The sequence below is a fragment of the Nocardia bovistercoris genome (genome assembly GCF_015674855.1).
Lineage (GTDB): Bacteria > Actinomycetota > Actinomycetes > Mycobacteriales > Mycobacteriaceae > Nocardia > Nocardia bovistercoris.
This window is the reverse complement of sequence record NZ_JADMLG010000013.1, coordinates 141,423-166,135: the sequence shown is the minus strand read 5'-3', so window position 1 is coordinate 166,135 and position 24,713 is coordinate 141,423. Positions and strand designations below refer to the sequence as shown.

Sequence of the window (24,713 nt, the reverse complement as noted above, 5' to 3'; positions counted from 1 at the left end):
CGACCTGTGCCTCACGAAAGGGGTTACTCCGATGCATGATTCCGCCACGAGGCGCAGTACACCCGGTGTGCACGCCGAACACGTGGCCCGCGCACTCGGCTCGATCACAAGCCCCGACTGGCCCGATGCGGCACCGCTCACTGCCGACAGCTCCCGAGCGGTCGGTCCGGCGGCGTGGCTACGCAACCTGCTGCGGCGCTGCACGGCCCGGGTGGAGCGCGCCGAATTCCACTGGTATCCCACCGCACCGTTCGCCCCCGACCTCGCGGGCGGCGCGGGCCCGTTGGCGGCCCGCCTCATCGAGTGGAACGGACCGCTCTGATGCCGGAGCCGACACAGCCGACACACCACCGCGCGTCCGCGCGGTCCGCCGTCGAGTCCCCCACTGTTGACGAAGGAGCCAGAGCGTCATGACCACTACCACCGCACCGCATTTCGAGACCGAATGGGCGCAATGGCATCGGGATCGCGAGGAGGCGTTGCGCGATCCCCTCGGTTTCCTCTCGCTGACCGGACTGCACTGGCTCACCGACAGTCCCGATCGCGTGCCCGGTCTGCCCGGCACCTGGTGGGTGACCGATCACAAGGTGTTCATCACCGCACAGCCCGCGGACCGGCTGGAGTTCGACGGCACGCGGATCGCCGGTGTGCAGATCCTGCTACCCGCGGAGGGCGCGCCGGGATTACACGTGCGTCACGAGGGCAGGGTGCTGGAGGTGATCCGGCGCACCGGGCGTTACGCGGTGCGCGTCCACGATCCGGCGGCCGCGAACCTGCGCGAGTTCACGGGCGTCCCCGCCTACTCGCCCGATCCGCGCTGGGTGGTCACGGGCCGTTTCGAGGCGTTCGAGGAAGCTCGGACCGTCACCACCGGCGCGGTCGTGGACGGGCTCGAACACCATCACCGCGCGGTCGGCGTCATCGAGTTCACGGTGAACTCGGTGACCGAGCGGTTCGTCGCGTTCGGCACGCCGGACGATCTGCGGGTGCTGTTCACCGACGCGACCAGCGGGGTCACCACCTATCCCGCGGCGCGCGCGCTCACCGTCGGCGCGGTCGAGGACGACGGCGCCGTGGTGCTCGACTTCAACCGGGCGGTGAATCTGCCGTGCGCGTTCACCGATTACGCGACCTGCCCGATCGCGCCGGAACAGAACCGGTTGCGCATCGCCATCGAAGCGGGCGAACAGGATCCGGCGCTGCTCGGCGGTCGCTCATGAGCGTGCCACTATCGATCCTGGATCTCGCGCCGGTCAGCGCGGGGTCGAATCCGAGGCAGGCGCTGCGCAACTCCGTCGACCTGGCGCGGCACGCGGAGGACTGGGGCTACCACCGGTACTGGCTGGCCGAACACCATTTCGTCGCGGTCGCCAGTTCCTCGACGATCACGCTGATCGGGCAGGTCGCCGCGGCGACGAAGCGGATACGGGTGGGTTCGGCGGCCGTGCAGGCCGGGTTCCACACCTCGGCCGCGATCGTCGAGGCGTTCGGCACCATCGACGCCTTCCATCCAGGCCGACTCGATCTCGGACTCGGGCGTTCGGCGCATCGGCGCGCGCAACTGAACACGCTGAAGGCGCCCGCGTCCGATCGAGCGCGGCCGCCGGTCCGCACCGAGAACATCGTCCGCGACGGTGTGGTCGTGCCGCCGCCGTTCGACCCGAGCCGCCTCGCCGACGCGAGCCGCTTCGTGGCCGCGCTCGACGCGCTGATCCCGGAAGGCGCGAAGGCGCCGCCTTTCGCCGACCAGGTCGCCGAGGTGATCGCGCTGCTCGATGGCACCTTCACCACCGCCGACGGCACCGCATTGCACGCGGTCCCCGGTGAGGGCGCGCAGGTCGAAGTGTGGTTGTTCGGCAGTTCCGGCGGGGAGAGCGCGGCGCTGGCGGGCAGGCTCGGACTGCCCTTCGCCGCCGCCTACCACGTCGCGCCGGGCAGTTCGCTGGACGCGGTCGACGCCTACCGCGCGGCGTTCCGCCCGTCCCGCTTCCTCGCCGAACCGTACGTGGTGATCTCGGCCGACGCGGTGGTCGCCGCCGACGACGCGACCGCACGCGCGCACGCCGAGGGCTACGGGCACTGGGTGCACAGCATCCGCGGCGGTGGCGGCGCGACCGAATACCCGGCGCCGAACTCGGTCCCGCCGCTCACCCCCGAGCAGCGGGGTCTGATCCAGGACCGGCTCGACACCCAGTTCGTCGGCGCACCGGCCACAGTCGTGGAACGGCTCTCGGCACTGCAGCGGGTCACCGACGCCGACGAGGTGCTGGTGACCACCATCACCCACGACCACGCCGACCGTCTGGAGTCCTACCGACTGCTCGCCGAAGCGTGGGGCCTGCGCACCGCACGCGCCGCCTGACCCGGTCCGCGGCGGGCGGCGGGCCGCCCGCCGGGGACCACGGACACACGACCGATCACATGCCGCGCACGCGCCACCCGCCGCTGACTTCCGACTTTCGCCATGCTCGGAGGCGCCACGCGGGCCGGAAATCCCGACTTCTCGAACGCCGCGTTCGGCCGCACCATGCGCCCGCGCCGCCACGAGTTCGGCCACACCGGGCTCAGCCACACCGGCTGTTCGGAAACGCCCTGAATTCCTGAATCGTGACGAACCGGAGCTTGCGTAGGCTCAGCACCCGCGCATTCAGGCGCTGATCGGGGTGGCGGTGACCCCGTATCCCAGGTTGGTGAGCACCTCGCTGGTCGCCTTGGCGAAGTTCAGGGTGATGAAGTGCAGGCACGGCGCGCCCTCCTCGATCAGGCGCTGCCCCATCTCGGTCGCGATATCGATACCGACGGCGCGCACCGCGGCCCGATTCTCCTCGGGGCCGTCGCCCGCGGCCTGCCGCAACCGCCGCAGCACCGGATCGGGCAGCGGGCGCCCGCACAGTTCCTCGGCCCGCGCCACCGTGCGCAGCGAGGTGATCGGCATGAGTTCCGGGATGATCGGCTTGACGCTCTCGACCGGGTCGAATGCCGCCATCCGGTCGCGCAGACGCAGGTAGTGCTCCACGTCGAAGAACATCTGCGTGATCGAGTACTCCGCGCCCGCGCGGAGTTTGGCGGCCAGGTAGCGGGTGTCGTGTTCCAGGTCGGGCGAGCGGTGATGGCCCTGCGGGAACGAGGCGACGCCAACGTGGAAATCGCCGAGGCCGCGCACGATCCGCACCAGTTCCTCGGCGTACTCCACCCCTTCGGGATGCTTGTGCCACGCGCCGAGCGGATCGCCGGGCGGGTCGCCACGCAGGACCAGGATGTTGCGTATCCCGCAGTCCGCGTACGCCCCGACCAGCGACCGCAGCTCCGCGACGCTGTGCCCGACCGCCGTCAGATGCGCCACCGGTAACAATGTGGTCTCACGTGCGAGGTCGCCGGTGACCCGCACGGTGCGGTCCTTGGTGCTTCCGCCCGCACCGTAGGTCATCGACGCGAACGCGGGGCGCATGCATTCGAACTCGCGCACCGCCCGCCACAGCCGAGCCTCGCCCGCCGCGTCGCGCGGGGGGTTGAACTCGACCGAAAACGGTACCGCCGGACCGGAATACGAGCGCAGACGCGACACGACCGATGGGGTCGCGGAGACGTCCGGCAACGGCGCGGAATCGAAAGTCACCGCCCCAGTGTAGAGGCCGGGTCCGGCGTGTCGGCCCGCCACGTCGCGGGCCACGACGCGGAACGGGGACCGCATCGCGGGCGCCTACGCGGGCCCGCGTATCGTGGACAACTGGGCAGTATCCTCGCGGCGGCCCGCTCAGCACGCACCGTTATCGACCTCGGTCGAGGTATCGGCGCGCGCTTCGACGGGCCCGTGGCGAGCACGACGAAACCGATCGCCGCACACCGCGCTCACCGGGCGCACCAGCACCGAACCACCTGGAGGTTCCCCTGTCCGCCGGACCCGGCACCCCGACGCGCGCCCCGTCGGCGGTTACCAACGGAACCGTCGACACCGCAGGGGCAGGTTCGGCGACCCCGGTCGTGCCCGCGAAACTCGCGTCCCCGGAATTCGTCGCCGTCATCGAATCCGCGCTCGACGATTTCTTCGTCGCGCGCGAGGCCGCGGTGGGCGAGCTCGGGCCGATCTTCGTCGAGGCCGCCGAGGCGCTGCGGCTGTTCGTGCTGCGCGGCGGCAAACGGACGAGGCCCGCGTTCGCGTGGATCGGCTGGCAGGGCGCGGGCGGCGAACCCGGCGGCGCGCAGGGCGACGCGGTGGCGCGCGCGTGCGCGGCGCTCGAACTGGTGCAGGCGTGCGCGCTGATCCACGACGACATCATCGATTCCTCGCGCACCCGCCGCCGCTTCCCCACCGTGCACGTCGACTTCGAGCAGCGCCACCGCGATCGCGGCTGGGCGGGCGACGCGGCGCAGTTCGGCGCCAGCGTCGCCATCCTCATCGGCGATCTGGCCCTGGCCTGGGCCGACGACATGGTGCACGCCTCGGGACTCGACACCGCCGCCATCGCCCGCTTCGCCCCGGTGTGGGCGAATATGCGCACCGAGGTGCTCGGCGGCCAGCTGCTCGACATCACCGGGCACGCGGGCGGCGACGAATCGGTGGCGGCGGCGCTGCGCATCAACCGCTACAAGACCGCCGCCTACACCGTCGAACGCCCGCTGCATCTCGGCGCCGCCATCGCCGACGCCGACGCCGAACTCGTGGCGGCCTACCGGGAGTACGGCACCGATATCGGCATCGCCTTCCAGTTGCGCGACGACCTGCTCGGCGTATTCGGTGATCCCGAGATCACCGGCAAACCGTCGGGTGACGATCTGCGCGAGGGCAAGCGCACCGTCCTGCTGGCCGAGGCGCTGCGCCGCGCCGACGCCACCGACCCGCACGCGGCGAAACTGCTGCGCACCAGCCTCGGCACCGACCTGGATGCCGACGAGGTAGAACGCCTACGCGCCGTGCTCACCGACCTCGGCGCCGTCGACGATGTGGAACACCGCATCGCCGATCTCACCGAACGCGGCCTAGCCGCATTGGAAACCAGTTCGGCCACTGCCACCGCGAAAGCGACATTGCGCGCGATGGCAGCGGCCGCGACCAGGAGGATCGCATGAAAGCCGTCATGGGACCCGCCGACCGCGTTATCGCCGTCGGCGTCGGCCCTGCCCCTCGCACACCGGGTAAGCGCCGCGGGCGCCCGGCCGTCCAGACCGAGCGTCGGTTGATCATGGGCGCCGGACTGCCCGCCCGCCGCGCGATCCGGCTGCCGCGATCGTGCGCCGCGGAACCGGTGGAGGAGTTCACCGAGGAGTTTTCCGACGACGAATGAGATCCGTTGCGGGAGTTGATACTTCCGCATCCGAGACATCGATGCGGCCACGTCGGGGCCGCGAGGACCACGGTGCGCCGGATATCGGGGCGGCAACCCCGCCCCGATATCCGGCCATCTCCGCGCGCCCCGAGGTGAGCGCACGGCGTCGAGGAGAGCTCTGATGAAAACCGTCGCGGGACCGACCGAGCACGTCGTCGTGGTCGGCGCGGGCTTGGCTGGTCTGGCCGCGGCGCTGTACCTGCGCGGATCCGGCCGCGCCGTGACGGTTCTCGAGCGCGCCGACCATCCGGGCGGGCGGGTCGGGTTCCACCGCGGACCCGACTACGACATCGATTCCGGCGCAACGGTTCTGACCCTGCCGGAACTGATCGACGACGCCTTGGCCGCGGTCGGGCACACCCGCTCGACCTGCACGCCGCCGCTGCGCATCCGCGCGCTCGCGCCCGGCTATCACGCGCGTTTCGCCGACGATTCGACCATCCGGGTCTTCGCCGACCCCGACCTGATGGCCGAGGAGGTCGCGCGCACCTGCGGACCCGACGAAGCCCGCCGCTACCGCCGCCTGCGCGACTGGCTGGCCCGCGTCTACCGGGCCGAATTCACCGAATTCATGGACACCAACTTCGATTCGCCGCTGGACATGGTGCGGATCCCCGCGAAACGCGCCGCGCTGCTCGACCTCGTGCGGCTCGGCGGATTCGGCAGGCTCGGCCCGCGCGTCGACCGGTTCCTGCGCGACCCGCGCCTGGCCAGGCTGTTCACCTTCCAGGCCCTGTACGCGGGCGTCGCGCCCGCCGAAGCGCTCGCGGTCTACGGCGCGATCCCGCACATGGACACCTCGCTCGGGGTGTACTTCCCCGAGGGCGGGATGCGTGCGGTCGCCGCGGCCATGGCCGACGCGCTCACCTCGGCCGGTGCGACGCTGCGCCTGAACACCGAGGCGGTCGGCCTGGAATTCCATCGCCGCCGCGCGCGCCGGGTGCGGCTGGCCGACGGCGGTTCCCTCGCCTGCGACGCCGTCGTGCTCACCGCAGACCTCGGCTCGCTGCGACGCTTCGGCATCCGGCGCCGCCGACTGCGCGCCTCCCCATCGGCGGTCGTCGCACACGGCACCGTCCCCGCCCCGATCGCCGCGCGCTGGCCGATCCAGGCGCACCACACCATCGACTTCGGCGCCGCCTGGGAGCGCACCTTCGCCGAAATCGCCGCCGGTCGCGGCAGAGGCAAACTCATGAGCGACCCGTCACTGCTGCTGACACGGCCCGCCCTCACCGATCCCGCGCTGCTCATCACCCGCCCCGACGGCGCCCACGAGCCGTTCTCCCTGCTCGCGCCGTGCCCGAACCTGGACTCCGCGCCGCTGGAGTGGACCGACATCGGTCCGGCCTACCTGCGCGAACTGCTCGACGTCCTGGAGCGGCGCGGTTACCACGGCATCGCCGAGCATTTCACCGTCGACCGCCTCGACACCCCGCGGACCTGGCACGACCAGGGCATGCTCGCGGGCACGCCGTTCTCCGCCGCACATGTGTTCCGGCAGACAGGCCCCTTCCGCTCGCGCAATTTCCCGACCGCGGGCGACAATGTGGTTATCGCGGGTTGCGGCACCACACCCGGTGTCGGAGTGCCAACGGTGCTGCTGTCCGGAAAACTCGCGGCGAACCGGGTGACGGGCGGCGCGGACAACAGCCGGGACCGCACCGAACGCGCCGCCGGGATAGGGTTCCCCACGAACCATTAAACTGATCGCCGACCTATTCGCTCGCGGTTGCGACCGCACGACCTACCGGGGGGACCGACACCATATGCCACCCCCCGAGACGCGCGCCGACACCGCCGAATCCATAGCAACGGCGCCGCGCGAGACGAGCGCCGACGCCACCCACGCCACGAGCACCGACGGGTGGCGTTCCCGACTGCACACCTACGCCGACTTCGCCCGCAGCCCGGAAGGACACGCCGCGCTGCTCGGATTCTTCGGCGCGGTGATGATCACCTTCGGCGGACTCGGCGCGGGCAGTGTGCGCAGGCGCGATCCGCTGCTCGAGGCGATGCACCTGTCCTGGCTGCGATTCGGGCACGGCTACGCGCTGTCCACCATGGTGATCTGGGTCGGCGTGCTGCTCATGATCACCGCGTGGGTCCGCCTCGGCCGCACCACCATCGGACTCGGCGACCGCCAGGGCGCCGGTGTCACGCTCAACGAGTTACGCGCCATCGTCGGCATCTGGATCTTCCCGCTGCTGTTCGCGGTGCCCATGTTCAGCCGCGACGCCTACTCCTACCTCGCCCAGGGCGCACTGCTGCGCGACGGCTTCGACCCCTACCAGGTCGGCCCGGTCGCGAATCCCGGTGTGCTGCTGGACAACGTGAGCCCGGTGTGGACCACGACCACCGCGCCATACGGCCCGGTGTTCCTGCTGCTCGGCCGCGCCATCACCGCCATCACCGGCGACAACGTGGTGGCGGGCACGATCGCGCTGCGGCTGGTGATGCTGCCCGGCCTCGCGCTGATGATGTGGGCGGTGCCGTATCTCACCAAACACCTCGGGGGCAAGCCCGCCGTCGCGCTGTGGCTCGCGGTCCTCAACCCGCTGGTGCTCATCCATCTCATCGGCGGCGTGCACAACGAGATGCTGATGGTCGGCCTGATGTGCGCGGGCATCGCGCTGGTGCTGGAACGGCACCACGTGGCGGGCATCGTGGTGGTCGCGATCGGCGTCGCGATCAAGGCCACAGCGGGCATCGCCCTGCCGTTCCTGGTGTGGATCTGGATGCTGCACGAGAAGGAACGCCGCGCCGCCCAGCGCGCCGGACTCGACCCGTCGCAGGTCACCGACTCCGAACACGACGACGCCGCGCGCGCCTCCCAGGACATGCCGCATCCGACGATGATGTTCGCCAAGATCGCGGGCCTCGGACTCGGCGTGTTCGCGGCGGTCTTCGTCGCCGCCTCGGCCATCGCGGGCGTCGGCATCGGCTGGCTCACCGCGCTGTCGGGTTCGAAGAAGATCATCAACTGGCTGTCGCTGCCGACGATCATGGCCCACACCGTCACCTGGATCACCCCCCTCAGCACCGAACCGGTCCTGGCGATCACCCGCGCACTGTGCGCGCTCGCCCTGGTCGCGGTGCTGGCGTGGACGTGGTGGCGCTTCCGGCACAGCGAACGCGAAGCCGTCCTCGGCATCCTCATCGCCTTCGTCGCCATCGTGATCCTGTCCCCCGCAGCCCTGCCCTGGTACTACTCGTGGCCGTTGGCGCTGGCCGCCGGATTCGCGCTGTCCACCGGCACACTCATGGCGCTGGTCGGGCTCTGCACCTGGCTGATGCTGGTGTTCCAACCGGACGGCTCCATCGGCCTCTACAACTTCTGGCACGTGATGGCCGCGACTTTCGTCGCCGTGGTGGCCGCGCTGTCACTGCGCAAGGTCGACCCGCTGCGCCTGCGCACCGCACCCACCGAACTCCCCGCCGCCGCCACAAGCCGGTCGTGACCTCGACCCGAGATCGCCCCGCGTTCGACCCGGCCGAGGCATACCGCACCTGCCTGCGCGTCGCCGCCGAACACGGCCGCACCTACTACCTGGCGACCCGCCTGCTCTCCCCCGACCGCCGCCGCGCCGTCCACGCCCTGTACGCCTTCGCCCGCAGCGTCGACGACATCGTGGACAATGCCGAATCCGTCTCGGCGCAAGCACAATCGGCCGCACACGCGGCACATCGACTGGATCTGGTCGAACACCACCTGCGCACCATGATCGCCGAAGGCGCCGCACCCACCGCCTCGGCCGACGCCCCCATCGCACCCCATATCCTGTTCGCCGTCGCCGACACCATCCGCCGATACGACATCGACACCGCGCACTTCCTGACCTTCCTGGATTCCATGCGCATGGACATCCCCGACACCCCCGGATTCCGCGCCCGCTACGCCACCATGACCGACCTCCGCGAATACATGCGAGGCTCCGCGGCAGCCATCGGCCTGCAACTACTCCCCGTACTGGGCACCACCGTCACGATCGAGGAAGCCGAACCCGCCGCCGCCGCATTGGGCGAAGCGTTCCAACTGACCAACTTCCTCCGCGACACAGCCGAAGACCTGGACCGAGGCCGCATCTACCTCCCCACCGAAGACCTGGCAGCCTTCGGCGTCGACGAACCCATGCTCACCCACTGCCACCGAACCCGAAAAACCACAAAAGAACTCCGCCGCGCCTTGACTCACCTGATAGCCGTGAACCGCGACCTCTACCGCCGAGCCGCCCCCGGCACGGCCCTGTTACACCCCACGGTCCGCCCCGCAATCCGCACCGCGAGCACCCTCTACGCCGAAATCCTCACCCGAATAGAAAAAATCGACTACGAAATCTTCCACACGAGAGCCACAGTCCCCCACACCCACCGCGTGGGCAAAGCACTGACCGAACTAGCCAAAACTCCCTTCCAGCACTGACACCGCCCCCCTCAGAACGGCTCGGCCGCAGCCCTGCGCACCACCTCGCGCGCCAACGGCCCATGCAGGGCATCAACCGGCGCACCGGGCAGAGACGAATCCTCGGCGAACATCCACCCGAGAATCTCCTCGTCCGAATACTTCCCGTCCTTCATCACGGTAATAAGCCCGGGCAACGATCTCACCACCTCCCCATCGGCATCGAAAAACCGCTCGGGCACCCCGACAATCCCCGCCCGACGCACCGCGAGCAATTGATGGTCACGCAACATCTGATGCACCCGAGTCACCACAACTCCGAGCCTGTCCGCCACTTCGGGCAGCGGAATCAACACAACCGACTCGTCGAGGACATCGTCGCTACAGGGAAATGCGCTCACACCGACAATGTTAGTCGCTGCGAGCGGCGCCGGTCCGCACGCCCACCCCGTCGAACACACAGGCCGCATTCGACGCGCGCCCCGGTCGCGTGACCGGGCACGGTTACGATCGTTGGGGTCGCACCCAGGCGACCGTTGTCGGGAAAAGCCGGAGGACATCACTTGATCGGCCAGATGCTGGAGGGGCGCTATCGGATCGACGCGCCGATTGCCCGCGGCGGTATGTCGATGGTGTTCCGCGGTGTGGACACGCGCCTGGATCGTCCGGTCGCCATCAAGGTCATGGACCCGAAATTCGCGTCCGATCCGCAATTCCTGTCGCGTTTCGAATTCGAGGCGCGCGCGGTCGCGAAACTGAAACATCCTTCGCTGGTCGCGGTGTACGACCAGGGCGTCGACGGCGAGTTTCCGTTTCTGATCATGGAGCTGGTCGAGGGCGGCACTCTGCGCGAATTGTTGCGCGAACGCGGTCCGATGCCGCCGCACGCGGTGCGGGCGGTGGCCGAGCCGCTGTTGGCGGCGCTCGGTGTGGCGCACGCGGCGGGTCTGGTGCACCGTGACATCAAGCCGGAGAATGTGTTGATCTCCGATTCCGGCGAGGTCAAGATCGCCGATTTCGGGCTGGTGCGCGCGGTCGCGGCCGCCAGTACCACCTCGGCCAGTGTCGTTCTCGGCACCGCCGCCTACCTTTCGCCCGAGCAGGTGATGTCGGGCAGCGCCGATTCTCGCAGCGACGTGTACGCCTCCGGTGTGCTCATTTTCGAGCTGCTCACCGGGCAGGTGCCGTTCACCGGTGATAATTCGCTGGCGATCGCGTATCAGCGGGTGGAGAAGGACGTGCCGCCGCCGAGCCGGTTCATCGGCGGCATTCCGCCGGAGTTCGACGAGCTGGTGGCCAACGCCACGGCACGCGACCCGGAGGGGCGTTTCGCCGACGCGAACGAGATGGGTGCGCGATTGCGCGCGATCGCGGCCGAGTTGCGGTTGCCGCCGTACCGGGTGCCCGCGCCGCAGGAGTCGGCCGAACATGTGAGCGCGAGTTATCGACCGGCCCCCGAGCCGGTTCGGCAGGCGCACGCGGCCCCCGCGCCGGATGCGGCGCAGCACACCAGGATGGTGACCGCGCAGCGTCCGCGCGTGCCCGATTACGGTCCCGTCGACGGTTACGGGCCGCCCGATCAGCCCACCGGCCTGCGCCAGCCGACACCGTTCCAGACCTACGCCCCCGATCCGCGACAGACCCGCCGCACCACCTTGGTGTGGGTGGCGATCGTGGCCGTGCTGACCTTGATCGTCGGTGTCGGCGGCTGGTGGCTCGGCTTCGGCCGATACGAGTCGGTGCCGCCGATCGCGGGTTTGACCGCCGATCAGGCGACGGCCGAATTACGCGAGGCCGGGTTCGACACCGAGATCAGGCAGAAGGCCTCCGACACGGTGCCGGTGGGCGGCGTGGTCGGCAGCGATCCGTCCGCGGGCGCGAAGATCGGCAAGGGGTCGACGGTCGCGGTGCTGGTGTCCAGCGGTAAACCTCGGGTGCCCGAGATCGCGGTGGGCGACCAGGTGTCGAAGGTCAACCAGCTGATCCGCGACGCGGGCCTGCAACCGGTGGACGCGGGCGAGACCGGGAGTCAGGCGCCGAAGGGCACGCTGGCTCGGGTCGAACCCGCGTCGGGGACGGTGTTGCCGATGGGCGCGCAGGTCAAGGTGTATCGCAGCAGTGGCGCGCAGCCGGTGAAGGTGCCCGATGTGCGCGGCAAATCCACCGAGGACGCCGTGTCGGCGCTGGGTTCGGCGGGGTTGAAGGTGGGCGAGACCCGCACCGACTACGACAAACAGTTGGAAGCCGACCAGGTCATCGGCACCGACCCGGCGGCGGGCAGCACCCTGAGCCGGGGCGACAGCGTGACGCTCGTGGTGTCGAACGCGGTGAAGATGCCGTTCGTCGTCGGTCAGAGCGTCGGCGACGCCCGCGCGCGACTCCAGAACCTCGGTTTGACCGTGCAGGTCCAGCAGCTGACGCCGTCCGACAACTCCGTGGTGATCGGCCAGAGCCCCGGTGCGAACAGCAAGATCGCGCCGGGCAGCACCGTGAACCTCACGGCGCTGCCCTGAGTCGCGGGTTCGGATCAGCGCAACATCTCGGCGACCAGGAAGGCCAGCTCCAGCGACTGCTGGGTGTTGAGCCGGGGGTCGCACGCGGTCTCGTAGCGGCTGTTCAGATCCAGGTCCGAGATGTCCTGCGCGCCGCCGAGGCATTCGGTGACGTTCTCGCCGGTCAGCTCGATGTGCAGGCCGCCGGGATGGGTGCCGAGCGCGTGATGCACCTCGAAGAAGCCCTGCACCTCGTCGACGATGCGGTCGAAGTGGCGGGTCTTGTACCCGGTGGACGCCTCGTGGGTGTTGCCGTGCATGGGGTCGCACTGCCAGATGACCTGGTGGCCGGTGGCCTGCACCTTCTCGATGATGGGCGGGAGCACCTCGCGCACCTTGTTGTTGCCCATCCGCGAGACCAGGGTGAGGCGGCCGGGCTCGTTGTTCGGGTCGAGCCGCTCCACGTACTGCACGGCCTGATCGGGGGTGGTGCTCGGACCGATCTTCAGTCCGATCGGGTTGGCGATGAGTTCGGCGAGGGCGATGTGCGCGCCGTCGAGTTGCCTGGTGCGCTCCCCGATCCAGAGGAAATGCGCGGACAGGTCGTAGAGCGCGGGCTCGCCGGTGGTCGGGTTCTCGCCGAGCCGCAGCATGGCGCGCTCGTAGTCGAGGACGAGGGCTTCGTGGCTTGCGTAGATCCGCGCCGCCTGCAAGCTCGGGTCGTTGACGCGGCAGGCCGTCATGAACCGCAGGCCGCGGTCGATCTCCTCGGCCAACGCCTCGTAGCGGGCGCCCGCGGGCGACTGGGCGACGAAATCGCGGTTCCAGTCGTGCACGCGGTGCAGGTCGGCCATGCCCGCGCCGGTCAGCGCGCGCACCAGATTCATCGCGGCGCTGGCGTTGGCGTAGGCGCGGACCAGCCGCGACGGGTCGTGCTTGCGCAGGTCGGCGTCGGCGACCAGCGAATTGACCATGTCGCCTCGGTAGGATTTGAGGCCGAGCGAGTCGAGGTCGGCCGAACGCGGTTTCGCGTACTGACCGGCGATCCGCGCCACCTTGACAACGGGTAGGCTCGCGCCGTAGGTCAGCACGACGGCCATCTGCAACAGGGTGCGGATATTGCCGCGGATATGCGGTTCGGTGTTGTCCGCGAAGGTCTCCGCGCAGTCGCCGCCCTGCATGAGGAAGGCTTCACCGCGCGCCACCTCGGCGAGGCGCGCTCGCAGATCCTCGACTTCGGCGGGCACGCAGATGGGCGGCACGCTCTCCAAAACAGTGCGCATGTTCGCCGCCTGCTCCGGATCCCACGACGGCTGCTGGAGCGCGGGCCGCGACAGGGCGTCGTCGAGACGCCCGCGCAGCTCGGCTGGCAACGGTGGCAGTTCCGGCAAGCGGTCGATGGGTACGTCGACGGTCCAGTTCACGAATTCAGGATACGGACCTCCGACCATATCGAATACCCCGAGGTAGGGGTCGTGCGAAGGCACCTTGGTGTCCGGAATTCCCGCCCTTGGGTGCCCTTGCGCGACCTCGGGCCGCGTTCCGCATAGGGTTGGTTCGCGGCTTCCCGCCGTCACCGTCGCCGAGCACCGAGAGAGGTCGATCTCGCTGAGATATTTCTACGATTGCGAATTCATCGAGGACGGCGTGGTGATCGACTTGGTCTCGATCGGTGTCGTCTGCGAGGACGGACGCGAATATTACGCCGTGTCCACCGAATTCGATCGCTCCAAGGCGGGTCCGTGGGTACGCAAATTCGTCCTGCCGCAACTGCCCCCCGCCACCTCCCCCCGCTGGCGCACCCGCGCGCAGATCCGCGACGACCTCTACCAATTCCTCGTCCCCCGCCCCACCGTGCAACCGGAGATGTGGGCCTGGATCAGCGCCTACGACCACGTCGCCCTCTGCCAACTCTGGGGCTCGATGATCGACCTCCCCAACGCCCTGCCCCGCTACACCAACGAACTACGCCAACACTGGGAAGCCAACGGCCGCCCCACCCTCCCCCCACCTCCGCCGGACGCCCACGACGCCCTCGCCGACGCCCGCCACAACTTCGCCAAATTCGAAGCCATAGAAGCCGCCCGCCGTCGCTGAACCCCACGGGCGGAAATCCGAACTTCGGCGACCGAGCGTTCGGCCGACCGACTCGGGTCGGAACGGAGCGAGGCCCCGAGTCGGTCGACTCGGGGCCTCGGATGTTCGGTGCGGATCAGTGGCCGGAGTGGCCGTTGCGGGCTTCCTCCTGCACGCGCTGGAGCACCTTCAGTTGCTTGTGCTCTTCTTCGTGCTCGATGCGGAAGTGTTCGTCGGACTCGGACTTCGGGTCCGCGCGCACGAAACTTCCGGTGCCCGGGCTGCCCGCGGAACCCAGCTTGTTCATCTTCTTCGGGACGTGCGCGCCCTGGTATTCCAGCGGGAGCGGGTGGCCGTGGTCGTCGACCGGGCCGAGGGGCTGATGCACCTCGATGTACTCGCCGTGCGGGAGGCGCTTGATGACGCCGGTCTCGATGCCGTGTTCGAGGACCGCGCGGTCGCTGCGCTGCAGGCCGATGCAGAACCGGTAGGCCAGGAAGTAGGCCAGCGGCGGCACGACGAGCAGGCCGATGCGGCCCATCCAGGTGGTCGCGTTCAGCGAGATGTCGAACTTAAGCGCCACGATGTCGTTGACGCACGACAGGGTGAGCACCACGTAGAACGCGATGGACATCGCGCCGATCGCGGTGCGCACCGGCACGTCGCGCGGACGCTGCAACAGGTTGTGCGGCGCGTCGTCACCGGTCAGCCGCTTCTCGATCCACGGGTAGGCGATCAGCACGGTGAACACCAGGCCCATGATGAGCGCGACCCAGAACACCGCGGGAATCGTGTAGCGGCCGAGGTAGAGCTCCCACGGCGGCATCAGGCGCGCCATGCCGTCGGTCCACATCATGTAGAAGTCGGGCTGCGAACCCGCCGACACCTGCGACGGGTTGTACGGGCCGAGGTTCCAGATCGGGTTGATCTGGAGCACGCCGCCCATGATGCCGACGATGCCGAGGGTGAAGGCGAAGAACGCACCCTGATCCGCCGCGAACACCGGGACGATGCGCGCGCCGACCACGTTGTTCTCGGTGCGGCCCGGTCCGGGGAACTGGGTGTGCTTCTGGTACCACACCAGCGCGAGGTGCGCGGCGATCAGTGCGAGGATGATGCCGGGGAACAGCAGCACGTGCGCGATGTAGAGGCGCGGGATGATGATGTCGCCGGGGAAGTCGCCGCCGAACATCAGCCAGTGCATCCAGGTACCGATGATCGGGATCGAGATGGTGATGCCCGAGAACGCGGCGCGCAGGCCGGTGCCGGAGAGCAGGTCGTCGGGCAGCGAGTACCCGAAGAAGCCCTCGAACATGGCCAGGATCAGCAGCAGACAGCCGATGACCCAGTTCGCCTCACGCGGCTTGCGGAACGCGCCGGTGAAGAAGATGCGGAACAGGTGCACGATGATCGAGGCCGCGAACAGCAGCGCCGCCCAGTGGTGCACCTGGCGAACGAACAGGCCGCCGCGCACCTCGAAGGAGATGTTCAGCGCGGTCTCGTAGGCCCTCGACATGCCGACGCCGCGCAGCGGCTGGTAGGCGCCGTCGTAGGTGACGTGCGCCATGGACGGGTCGAAGTACAGGGTCAGGTACACACCCGACAGCAACAGGATGATGAAGCTGTAGAGGGCGATCTCACCCAGCAGGAACGACCAGTGGGTCGGAAAGACCTTGTTGATCTGACGTTTGACGAACGCCGCGGGGCGATACCGCTCGTCCATCTCGTTGGCTTGGTTTGCCACACGACTCATGATCGACGCTCCCAGTAAGCCGGGCCGAGCGGCTCGATGAAGTCGCCGTTGGCGACCAGGAAGCCCTCGGTGTTGACGGTGATCGGCAGCTGCGGCAGCGCGCGGGCAGCGGGACCGAAGACCGGCTTACCCCATTCTGTCGCAAGGAACTGCGACTGGTGGCATGGGCACAGGATCTTGTTGGTCTGCTGCTCGAACAACGAGGTCGGGCAACCGAGATGGGTGCAGATCTTCGAATAGGCGAAGTAGTCGCCGAAGTTGAAGCTCTCCTGGCCCTTGCGCTTGATCGCTTTCTGCGCGTCCTCGGTGCGCAGGCGGATCAACATGACGGCGTTGCGGATACCGCGCAGCGACTGCAGGGTCGCGTGCTCGTCACCGCGCCATTTCTCCTTCCACGGGAACACCGTTTCCATGGAACCGGCGTCCATGTCCTCCGGCCGCACCAGCACGATGTCGTCGATGCGACCGGTGTCACGGCGGATGTAGATGGTCTCGCCGGGGAAGTCCGGAGTCCAGCCGGAAACCCACAGCGGCGACTTGTCGCCCTTGGCCCACGGGTTCTTGATCATGCCGCCGAGGAAGACGAGCAGCGCGCCGACGCCGAGGACGCCGACACCGGCGCCCGCGGTGCGGGTGATCATCTTGCGCCGACCGAGGGTGGAGGTCTCGCCCGCGTCGGCGAGCTGGGCCACCAGGGTGCGGCGCTCGACCTCGGGTGAGCGGCCGTCGTGCCGTTCCTGGATGGACAGCTCGGAGGGGATGAACTTCTTGCGGATCAGCACGACGGCGATGCCGATCGCGAGCACCGACACACCGAAGGCGACGCCGACCAGCGGGGTGTAGAGCAGGTAGTAGCCGTGCTTGTCCTGTCCCTCGCCCTTGAATTCCCATGGCCAGAACAGGTAGACGCCGACCAGGGCGGCGGCGAACAGGCCCGAGAGCGCGAACCAGAAGGTGACTTCGCGTTCGGCCCGCTTCTCCGCGCGGGTGCCTGGCACCGGGAACCGTTCGCGGCGGTAGGCGACGTCGACGCCGTCGCGCTGGGTGCCGAGCCTGACCAGCTCGTCCCGCGTCATCGCGTCCAGCTCTTCCTCGGTGGGATCGAGCGTCGCGGCGGTCTTCGGGGCGACGACCTTGGTCTCGCCCTCCGCGCTGTCCGGCTTCGACAACTTCACCTCGTCGTGCCCATCGTCCGGCCGACCCATGTCCTTCTGCTCCTCATCACTCATGGCTGTGTCCTCCGGGTCATGAGCGCGGCCCCTACGTGGTCACGCTGCGCTACCGCCTCCGGGCCCGACGCGCTCATGACGGTGTCCTCTGGGTCATGAGCGCGGCCCCTACGTGGTCACGCTGCGCTACCGCCTCCGGGCCTGACGCGCTCATGACCGAGATCCGATCCACATAGCGCCGCCGACAACCGCGACGATACCGATGACCCAGATGGCCAAGCCCTCGGTCGCGGGTCCGAATCCGCCGAGGCCGTAACCGCCCGGCGTGCCCTCTTCCTCGGCGTTCTTGATGTAGGCGATGATGTCGCGCTTCTCGTCCGGCGTCAGCTGCCGGTCGGAGAACTTCGGCATGTTCTCGGGGCCGGTGAGCATGGCGGTGAGCAGCTGCTGCTCGGAGGCCTCGTTCAGCGGCGGGGCGTACTTGCCGGAGGACAGCGCGCCGCCCTTGCCGGTGAAGTTGTGGCAGGAGGCGCAGTTCATGCGGAACAGTTCGGAACCGCGGCCGATGTCGTCGCCGCGCAGCGACTCCTGGGCGATCTCGCCGTTGGCGTCGCGCACGACGGTGGGACCTCCGCCGTTGGCGGCGACATAGGCCATGAGCGCGTCGGTCTGCTGCGCGTCGAATTTCACCGGCTTGCGGGTGGCCTGGGCCTGGTTGGCGGCCAGCGGCATGCGGCCGGTGGAGACCTGGAAGTAGACGGCGGCTTCACCAACGCCGATGAGGCTGGGGCCGCGGTCGTTCACGCCTTGCAGGTTCGCGCCGTGGCAGGTGATGCACGAGGTCTCGTAGAGCTGCTTGCCCTCGCGGATCAGCGCGGACTGGTCCTCGTGCGCGGTGGCGACCTGCGGTTCGGGGGTGAGTGCGGTGGCGAGGAAGCCTGCTCCGAACAGACCGACCAGCAGCGCGAGACCGCCCGCGATCCGGCGCCGGGTGCGCCGCCGCTTGCGAATCCGATCGGTCTGGCCGACCTGGCCGTCGTGGCCTGTTGCCGCGCCCGCGGGTTCTGGCGCTGACGGGGGAGATGAACTCATCTGTGTCCCTTTGGAGTAGACGGAACCGACTTGTGCTCGAGCGACGTGGACCGATTCAGCGGACGAAGTAGATCGTCGCGAACAGGCCGATCCAGACGATGTCGACGAAGTGCCAGTAGTAGGAGACGACGATCGCGGCCGTGGCCTGCGCGGGGGTGAACTTGCTGAGCTTGGTGCGGATCAGCAGGAACACGAACGCGATGAGACCACCGATGACGTGCAGACCGTGGAAGCCGGTGGTGATGTAGAACACCGAACCGTAGGCGCTGCCGGAGATGGACGTGCCCTCGTGCACCAGGTGGTAGTACTCGTAGCCCTGACCGGCGACGAAGAACGCGCCCATGATCAGGGTGACGATGTACCAGCGGCGCAGCCCGAACACGTCGCCGCGCTCGGCCGCGAACACGCCCATCTGGCAGGTGAACGACGAGGCGACCAGCACCGCGGTGACCGGCACGGCAAGACCGAGGTTCAGTTCGGTCGGCTCCGGCGGCCAGTGGCCGTTGGCCTGCGCGCGCGCGACGAAATACATGGCGAAGAGGCCGGCGAAGAACATCAGCTCGCTCGACAGCCAGATGATGGTTCCGACGCTGACCATGTTGGGCCGGTTCAGCGAGTGCACACGCTGAGTTATGGCCGATCCAGGGGTTCCTACTGCGGTCGTCACGGGCTAAGTATGACTCGTCGTAGTACGACAGCAATAGCCGGGTACGAAACTGGCCGCCCCGTGTCGGAAATCGCACGACTACGCCGATCTCGACCCGCCGCGCACGTGCCCGGCGTTTGCCCTGTTCGCACCGGATCGCCAGCACTATGACAGCCTCGGATGAGGAGAACCTGAGACGGAGGCGATGTGGTGACCCGACTGTGGCGGCGCGTGTTCGGACGCGGCGGACCGCCCCCGCTGGACCCCGCCCGCACCGATCTGGTGGTCGTCGCGTCGAGTTTCGACGACGCCGAGGCGTGTTCGGCGGCACTGGCCCGCGCGGACGCGTTCGTCGCCGATCACCCGGTCCTGTTGCGGCACCATCTGCGGATTCCGGCCGCGCGGCTCGCCGAGGTCGGCGCGATCGCCGCGCAGGACGGATACGAGCCCGCCGAGACCGACGCGCGGGCGGGCGAGGACGGGCTCGTTCCGTTGATCCTGCGGCGGGTGCAGACCTTGGACGCGCTGCACTGCGCGCAGGAACGCTCGCGCATGGCCGGACTCGCCCAGCGCCACGACGGATTCGCCGACGGCTGGGACGCCATGCAGCCCGCCTGACGCCGCGCCGATATTCCCTGGCCCACTAGGCTGCTTCGCGACACACTGGTGCGCGAATCGGTGGTGACGGGAGACGATGAAGATGTCCGTGCGCAGTTGGCCCGCGATACTCGGAACACTCGCCGACGGCGGTGATCTGGCCGCCGACGACACCACCTGGGTGATCGACGAGATCTTCACCGACAATGCCACTCCAGCCCAGATCGCGGCCTTCGGCGTCGCCATGAAGATCAAAGGCCCGACGCCCGAGGAATTGTCGGGGATGGCGGCGGGCATGCTCGGGCACGCGCGGCTGGTCCCGCTCGACGGCGACGCGGTCGATATCGTCGGCACCGGCGGCGACCGTTCGGGGTCGGTGAACATTTCCACGATGTCATCGATCGTGGTGGCCGCGGCGGGTGTTCCCGTGGTCAAGCACGGCAATCGGGCGGCCTCGTCCAAGAGCGGCGGCGCGGACGTGCTCGAGGCGCTCGGGGTCGCGCTCGCGCTCGGGCCGGAGTCGGTGGCCCGCTCGGTGCGCGAGGTCGGCATCGGATTCTGTTTCGCGCCGCTGTTCCATCCGGCGCTGCGGTTCGCCGGGCCGGCGCGCAAGGAGATCGGCATTCCCACCGTCTTCAACGTGCTCGGTCCGCTCACCAATCCGGCGCGGCCGCGCGCGGGTCTGATCGGCTGTGCCTTCGCGGATCTGCTGCCGGTCGTCGCGGGGGTGTTCGCCGAGCGCGGGGCGGGCGCGCTCGTGGTGCGCGGCAACGACGGGCTCGACGAGATCACCACCTCCGACACCACCGCGGCGTGGGTGGTCGCGGGCGGGCGGATGCGGGAGACGGTCATCGATCCGACCGCGCTCGGCATCGCGCGGGTCGATCTGGACGCGCTGCGCGGTGGTGACGCCGAGGCCAATGCCGAAGTTGCCAGGGATGTACTCGCGGGTACGCCGGGTCCGGTACGTGACGCGGTGCTGGTGAATTCGGGGGCGGCGCTGGTGGCCTACGAGTTGTCGCGCGGTGAGCGCGATCTCGACGACGACGTGCACGCGGGCATCGCCTCGGGTATCGAGCGGGCGGCGGACGCCATCGACAGCGGCAAGGCCGCGGCGCTGCTGGCGAGTTGGGCGCGGCTCACCACGACGCTCGGCGAGGATTGACCCTGGATTCGAGGTTCGAGGATTGAGATGAGCTTCCAACGGGTACATGACGCATGTTCGTAGCAGGCCCCGAATAGCGAAAGATCGGCTAACAAACCGACCGGTCTGACCGAGCGGATGGCCGCCACACCGTGCACAATCCTCGTTACCGCCGGACGACGCGGCTACAGTCGCGACACCCCGGCCACGGATCAGCAAACCTCACAGGGCGCTCGGTCCGTCACGATTCGCGAGGAGCAACGGACATGGTGCGCGCGGCATTCGGTGCGCTGACAGTGGCGTTATGGGCGGCGACGTGGATCGGCGCCGCCCCCGCGGCATCCGCCGCACTCGGCAGTGTCGTGGTCAACGGGTCCGTCCACCGGGATCCCGGCGGCTGCATGGAAGTGGGCGGCCATCCCGCGGGCCTCGCGGTGGAGAACCACACCGACGTCGTGGTGACGGTCTACAGCTGGCCGGGCTGCCGAGGCGAGGTGCTCGCGGTCCTGACGCCGACGCAGAGCCTCACGATCACCGGCTCCTCGCTGCTGATCTCCTGACCGGCCTCACTCCCCCAGCGAGAATCCCGCCTCGACCTCCGCGCTCGAATACGACTTGAACGCGATGTGGGTCACGGTGCGCAGCACGCCGGGAGTCTTGTCGATGCGTCCCGTCACCACCTCGGCGATCCGCTCGAAGTCGCGCACCCGCACGACGGCGATCAGGTCGACGTCGCCCGCGCACGAGTAGACCTCGGCGACGCCGTCGGTGTCGGCCAACGCCTGGGCGGTCTCCGGAATACGGCCGTTGTCGGCCTGGATCAGCACGATCGCGTTAATCATGGCTGTCAGCGTAGGCGGCGGGCCGGGATCGGCGCCGAACCTCGCGAGGCACGGGCCGGACCGGCCGACGCGTCGAGGTAGTCCGCCCCCTCGTTCCGCGCCCGCGCCGCCGCTTCGGCCGCCGCCACCCACTCCAGCCTGCGGGCCGCCGCGAACAGCGGTTCCCGATATCCCCGCGAGGTCCGCACGATGCGCACGCCGGGGCGAGCCAGCCAGCGGACCAGCAAACCGGTCTCCTCGGGTGGTGCGCCACGCAACGGCGGGGCGGTCGCGGGCGCGTCGAGGAGCACCACGTCATCCGATGGTGTCGGCGGATCGCCCTCGGGCAGGACGGTTTCGGCGGCCGCGACCAGTTGTTCCACCACGGGCATGGGCGGTGTCCCTCTGGCGGCGACGCCCGCGGCGGCCAAGCGGCCGAAGCGGATCACCGCGAACTCCCAACCGCCCGCGCCGTCGGGAGCGGCGGTGATCAGTTCGGGGATCTCGGCCAGTGCGGCGAGTCGCTGGACACGGTGCAGGGCGCGGATCACCGCGACGGTGCGATCGCGCAGCCGGGCGGCGGCCTCGAAATGCTCGGCGCGGGCGCGGTGGTCGAGGTGATCGGCCATCCGGCGCAGGATGTCGTCGTCGCGGCCGGTGAACAGGGCGCGCACGGCGGCGGGTGCGGTGGCGTAGGCGGTGGCGTCGCGCGGCGTTTCGGTCGCGGCGGGGCAGCCGCCGACGGCGGCGGGTGCGCAGTCGTGCGTCGCGCGTCGTGGCAGCCGGGCTGTGCAGGTGCGCACACCGGCGAATTCGGCGATGGTGGCGCCGATGTCGGCGGCGTCCTGGCGGGAGTTGAACGGGCCGAGCGCATCCGAGACGGGTGTGCGGACCACCGCGAAACGCGGGAAGGGTTCGTCGGTGAGGGTGAGCCACCAGACGCGTTTCGGGAATTTCGAGCGGCGGTTGTATGGCGGTGCGTGCGCGACGAGCAGCCGCAGCTCCCGCACGCCCGCCTCGAGTCCGTGCGCGCAGACCACGTGGTCGACGCGGGTCGCCAGCGACACCATCTCCTTGATCCGGCCCCTGGTCTCGGAGCCGGTGAAGTAATTGCGCACGCGGCGGCGCAGATTCACCGCGGTGCCGATGTAGAGGACCTCGTCGGCGGGGCCGCGGAACACGTAGACGCCGGGCGCGGCGGGCAGGTCGGTGGCGAAGACGCGTTTGGCGCGCTGCTCCGAGGTCACTCCAGGCAGGTAGTCGAGCAGTTCGGTGAGGCTGTGCACGCCCTGGTTGCCGACCCGCGCGATCAGCGCGTGCAATACGTCGACGGTGGCCTTGGCGTCGGCGAGGGCGCGGTGTGTCGGTTCGGTGCCCGCGCCGAGTACCCGCGCCAGCACGCCGAGCCGCACCGATGGCGCCTCGTCGCGGGTGAGCACCCGGCGGGCCAGCTTGACCGTGCACAGCACGGGAAAAGGTGGCCACGCGGTGTCGAGGCGGGCGGCGGCCGCGCGCAGGAACGCGGTGTCGAATCGAGCGTTGTGCGCGACGAGCACCGCGCCCGCCGCGAACTCGAGGAAGCCGGGCAGCACCGCATCGATGCGCGGTGCTGCGGTGACCATGGCCGTGGTGATCCCGGTGACCCGCACGACCGCGGGCGGAATCGGCACGCCGGGATCGACGAGGGTGGCGAATTCCCCGAGCACCTCGCCGCCGCGCACCTTGACCGCGCCGATCTCGGTGATCCCGTCGCCTTCGGGGCTGGTGCCGGTGGTCTCGAGGTCGACCACGACGAAGGTCACGTCGTAGAGCGGCGTATCGAGTTCGTCGAAGGCCAGTTGCCTTGCGTGCGCCTGGCGCGCTGCGGGGTCGGGCACGGCGTGCAGCGTAGAGCGGGGGTACGACAGGATCGCGGGGTCGGACGGCCCGCCGCGACACGTTTCCGGGCGCGCGGAATCGCACGCGATTCGCCGGGACTGCCACGCGAGGATTTCGTTTCGATGCCCGTCTGCCGATCCGCTACACCAAAAAGTGGCCCACTTCACATTAATATCAAATATGCATCACCAGCCGGGATCCGGCGCGGGCAACCTCGATCACGATGGCGGTCCCGAGCCGCCCGTATCGACACCCGCACGCCATCGATCGATTCCGGGACGGTAGTACCACCGGATTCCAGCGCGCGAGCTGGCGAAACCCGCCGAATCCCACGGATGTGAGTCATCACGACGCTCCCGACGACACGGCCGCCGCAGCCCGGCGCGCCCCGCGCGTATTCCCATTCGTTATCTTTTCGTGATTCCTGTGAGAAATGTCCCAGCCCGGTTTCGCCGCCGACGCGGGTTTCCGGCATTTCGCGGTAGTGCGACTTTACAAACCACCGTGATGTGTTCGTAACCTTTTCGAGACCTCACGGAGTCCCGCCGCGAATCGTGGCGAGCCAACGTCAGCCGCGCCACCGGGTGCGGCGTCGTGGGGCAGATTGGAAGTACGCATCATGGCGTCCAACACCGTCAAGCGACAGGCGCGGCGTGCCGTCGCCGCCTGCACCGTCGGCGCTGCCTCCATCGGCGCGATCCTCCTCCCCGCCGCCACCGCCTCGGCCCAGCCGGTCACCATCCCCGGCGTCGGAACCTTCGAGGTCCCCAACGAGATCGCGATCCCGCCGGGCATCCCCGGCCTCGAGGTGCCCGGCGCGCCGCTGCCGTTCGTCGCGCCCAAGAAGAGCATCGGCGAGGTCGCCCTCGACGCCGCGCTGAGCAAGATCGGCGCACCCTACGTCTACGGCGCCTCGGGGCCCGACGCCTTCGACTGCTCCGGCCTGGTCCAGTGGGCCTACCGCGAAGCGGGCATGAACTTACCGCGCACCAGCGGCGCGCAACTCTCCTCGGGCGCGCCGGTTTCGCTGGACTCGTTGCAGCCCGGCGACCTGGTGTCGTTCTACGACGGCGGCCACTCCGGCCTGTACGCGGGCGACGGCAATGTGGTGCACGCCTCCACCTCGGGCACCCCGGTGCGCATCGCGCCGATCTCGTCCATGCCCTTCGCGGGCGCGCGGCACTTCTGACCCATCGGCGCCGGGTGCATCGACCCGGCGCCGGGACAGTCCGTCCCGGGTCGCCGCGGGCTCTGCTGGACACGGCACACGCCGTTCCGTAACCTAACCGAGACCTTCCGGGTTACGGGGTTCCCGAACGTCG

Annotated in this window: 23 protein-coding genes; 14 read left to right on the top strand and 9 right to left on the bottom strand. The window is 69.3% G+C overall.

Features of this window, described 5'->3' with window-relative positions:
- Window positions 1-31 precede the first annotated feature (31 nt).
- The 3 genes from IT779_RS27785 (at window position 32) to IT779_RS27775 (ending at window position 2,362) form a co-directional block, all read left to right on the top strand.
- Window positions 32-322 (top strand): hypothetical protein, encoded by a 291-nt coding sequence (locus IT779_RS27785; protein ID WP_196152381.1) that lies wholly within the window; start codon window positions 32-34, stop codon window positions 320-322.
- Window positions 323-410: 88 nt separating this feature from the next.
- The gene (locus IT779_RS27780; RefSeq protein WP_196152380.1) at window positions 411-1,220 is read left to right on the top strand and encodes a DUF1684 domain-containing protein; all 810 of its coding nucleotides are present in this window, start codon (window positions 411-413) and stop codon (window positions 1,218-1,220) included.
- Window positions 1,217-2,362 carry an LLM class flavin-dependent oxidoreductase gene (locus IT779_RS27775; RefSeq protein ID WP_196152379.1) on the top strand — a complete coding sequence of 382 codons (1,146 nt, stop codon included), beginning with the start codon at window positions 1,217-1,219 and terminating at the stop codon, window positions 2,360-2,362. Before IT779_RS27780 ends, IT779_RS27775 begins: the two co-directional genes overlap by 4 nt.
- Window positions 2,363-2,647: 285 nt before the next feature.
- Here the strand turns inward: IT779_RS27775 and IT779_RS27770 are convergent, their stop codons facing one another.
- Window positions 2,648-3,616, bottom strand: coding sequence for a methylenetetrahydrofolate reductase (locus IT779_RS27770; protein WP_332838995.1), 969 nt, complete (start codon window positions 3,614-3,616; stop codon window positions 2,648-2,650).
- A 365-nt stretch (window positions 3,617-3,981) separates the two neighbouring features.
- Between IT779_RS27770 and IT779_RS27765 the strand changes: the two genes are divergently transcribed.
- The 5 genes from IT779_RS27765 (at window position 3,982) to IT779_RS27745 (ending at window position 9,744) form a co-directional block, all read left to right on the top strand.
- A complete protein-coding gene (locus IT779_RS27765; protein WP_332838994.1) occupies window positions 3,982-5,067 on the top strand; it encodes a polyprenyl synthetase family protein in 1,086 nt (361 codons plus the stop codon).
- Window positions 5,064-5,282, top strand: coding sequence for a hypothetical protein (locus IT779_RS27760; RefSeq protein ID WP_196152377.1), 219 nt, complete (start codon window positions 5,064-5,066; stop codon window positions 5,280-5,282). Before IT779_RS27765 ends, IT779_RS27760 begins: the two co-directional genes overlap by 4 nt.
- Window positions 5,283-5,445: 163 nt before the next feature.
- The gene (gene crtI / locus IT779_RS27755; protein ID WP_196152376.1) at window positions 5,446-7,026 is read left to right on the top strand and encodes a phytoene desaturase family protein; all 1,581 of its coding nucleotides are present in this window, start codon (window positions 5,446-5,448) and stop codon (window positions 7,024-7,026) included.
- Between the two features lie 64 nt (window positions 7,027-7,090).
- The gene (locus tag IT779_RS27750) at window positions 7,091-8,782 is read left to right on the top strand and encodes an alpha-(1->6)-mannopyranosyltransferase A (protein ID WP_196152375.1); all 1,692 of its coding nucleotides are present in this window, start codon (window positions 7,091-7,093) and stop codon (window positions 8,780-8,782) included.
- Window positions 8,779-9,744 carry a phytoene/squalene synthase family protein gene (locus IT779_RS27745; protein ID WP_196152374.1) on the top strand — a complete coding sequence of 322 codons (966 nt, stop codon included), beginning with the start codon at window positions 8,779-8,781 and terminating at the stop codon, window positions 9,742-9,744. Before IT779_RS27750 ends, IT779_RS27745 begins: the two co-directional genes overlap by 4 nt.
- Window positions 9,745-9,755: 11 nt before the next feature.
- Here IT779_RS27745 and IT779_RS27740 read toward each other — a convergent pair whose 3' ends face one another.
- Entirely contained in the window at window positions 9,756-10,124 is a 369-nt protein-coding gene (locus IT779_RS27740) for an Rv2175c family DNA-binding protein (RefSeq protein WP_196152373.1), read from the bottom strand.
- 174 nt (window positions 10,125-10,298) lie between these two features.
- Between IT779_RS27740 and pknB the strand changes: the two genes are divergently transcribed.
- On the top strand, window positions 10,299-12,236 hold the full coding sequence (pknB, locus tag IT779_RS27735; protein ID WP_196152450.1) for a Stk1 family PASTA domain-containing Ser/Thr kinase: 1,938 nt from the start codon (window positions 10,299-10,301) through the stop codon (window positions 12,234-12,236).
- 14 nt (window positions 12,237-12,250) lie between these two features.
- Here pknB and IT779_RS27730 read toward each other — a convergent pair whose 3' ends face one another.
- On the bottom strand, window positions 12,251-13,639 hold the full coding sequence (locus IT779_RS27730; protein WP_196152372.1) for a class II 3-deoxy-7-phosphoheptulonate synthase: 1,389 nt from the start codon (window positions 13,637-13,639) through the stop codon (window positions 12,251-12,253).
- A gap of 184 nt (window positions 13,640-13,823) precedes the next feature.
- Here IT779_RS27730 and IT779_RS27725 point away from each other — a divergent pair, with 184 nt between their 5' ends.
- Window positions 13,824-14,312: a polyadenylate-specific 3'-exoribonuclease AS gene (locus IT779_RS27725; protein ID WP_196152449.1), complete on the top strand. Its 489-nt coding sequence runs from the start codon at window positions 13,824-13,826 to the stop codon at window positions 14,310-14,312.
- Window positions 14,313-14,427: 115 nt separating this feature from the next.
- Here IT779_RS27725 and qcrB read toward each other — a convergent pair whose 3' ends face one another.
- From qcrB to ctaE, 4 genes are all read right to left on the bottom strand, one after another.
- A complete protein-coding gene (gene qcrB / locus IT779_RS27720; protein WP_196152371.1) occupies window positions 14,428-16,044 on the bottom strand; it encodes a cytochrome bc1 complex cytochrome b subunit in 1,617 nt (538 codons plus the stop codon).
- Window positions 16,041-17,249 carry a cytochrome bc1 complex Rieske iron-sulfur subunit gene (gene qcrA / locus IT779_RS27715; protein ID WP_196152448.1) on the bottom strand — a complete coding sequence of 403 codons (1,209 nt, stop codon included), beginning with the start codon at window positions 17,247-17,249 and terminating at the stop codon, window positions 16,041-16,043. Before qcrA ends, qcrB begins: the two co-directional genes overlap by 4 nt.
- 174 nt (window positions 17,250-17,423) lie before the next feature.
- Window positions 17,424-18,305 (bottom strand): cytochrome bc1 complex diheme cytochrome c subunit, encoded by an 882-nt coding sequence (gene qcrC, locus IT779_RS27710; RefSeq protein WP_196152370.1) that lies wholly within the window; start codon window positions 18,303-18,305, stop codon window positions 17,424-17,426.
- A gap of 55 nt (window positions 18,306-18,360) precedes the next feature.
- Window positions 18,361-18,972: an aa3-type cytochrome oxidase subunit III gene (gene ctaE, locus IT779_RS27705; protein WP_196152369.1), complete on the bottom strand. Its 612-nt coding sequence runs from the start codon at window positions 18,970-18,972 to the stop codon at window positions 18,361-18,363.
- Window positions 18,973-19,158: 186 nt separating this feature from the next.
- Between ctaE and IT779_RS27700 the strand changes: the two genes are divergently transcribed.
- The 3 genes from IT779_RS27700 to IT779_RS27690 all read left to right on the top strand — a co-directional run bounded on the left by IT779_RS27700 (window position 19,159) and on the right by IT779_RS27690 (window position 21,252).
- Complete coding sequence (locus IT779_RS27700; RefSeq protein WP_196152368.1) at window positions 19,159-19,569, top strand: ribonuclease E inhibitor RraB; 411 nt, start codon at window positions 19,159-19,161, stop codon at window positions 19,567-19,569.
- An 82-nt stretch (window positions 19,570-19,651) separates the two neighbouring features.
- Entirely contained in the window at window positions 19,652-20,713 is a 1,062-nt protein-coding gene (gene trpD, locus IT779_RS27695; RefSeq protein WP_196152447.1) for an anthranilate phosphoribosyltransferase, read from the top strand.
- A 245-nt stretch (window positions 20,714-20,958) separates the two neighbouring features.
- A complete protein-coding gene (locus tag IT779_RS27690) occupies window positions 20,959-21,252 on the top strand; it encodes a hypothetical protein (protein ID WP_196152367.1) in 294 nt (97 codons plus the stop codon).
- Between the two features lie 6 nt (window positions 21,253-21,258).
- Here IT779_RS27690 and IT779_RS27685 read toward each other — a convergent pair whose 3' ends face one another.
- Both IT779_RS27685 and IT779_RS27680 read right to left on the bottom strand, forming a co-directional pair.
- Window positions 21,259-21,534 (bottom strand): Lrp/AsnC family transcriptional regulator, encoded by a 276-nt coding sequence (locus tag IT779_RS27685; RefSeq protein ID WP_196152366.1) that lies wholly within the window; start codon window positions 21,532-21,534, stop codon window positions 21,259-21,261.
- Between the two features lie 5 nt (window positions 21,535-21,539).
- Window positions 21,540-23,390 (bottom strand): DEDD exonuclease domain-containing protein, encoded by a 1,851-nt coding sequence (locus tag IT779_RS27680; protein WP_196152365.1) that lies wholly within the window; start codon window positions 23,388-23,390, stop codon window positions 21,540-21,542.
- Window positions 23,391-24,010: 620 nt separating this feature from the next.
- Between IT779_RS27680 and IT779_RS27675 the strand changes: the two genes are divergently transcribed.
- On the top strand, window positions 24,011-24,580 hold the full coding sequence (locus IT779_RS27675) for a C40 family peptidase (RefSeq protein ID WP_196152364.1): 570 nt from the start codon (window positions 24,011-24,013) through the stop codon (window positions 24,578-24,580).
- The last annotated feature ends 133 nt before the right edge of the window (window positions 24,581-24,713 follow it).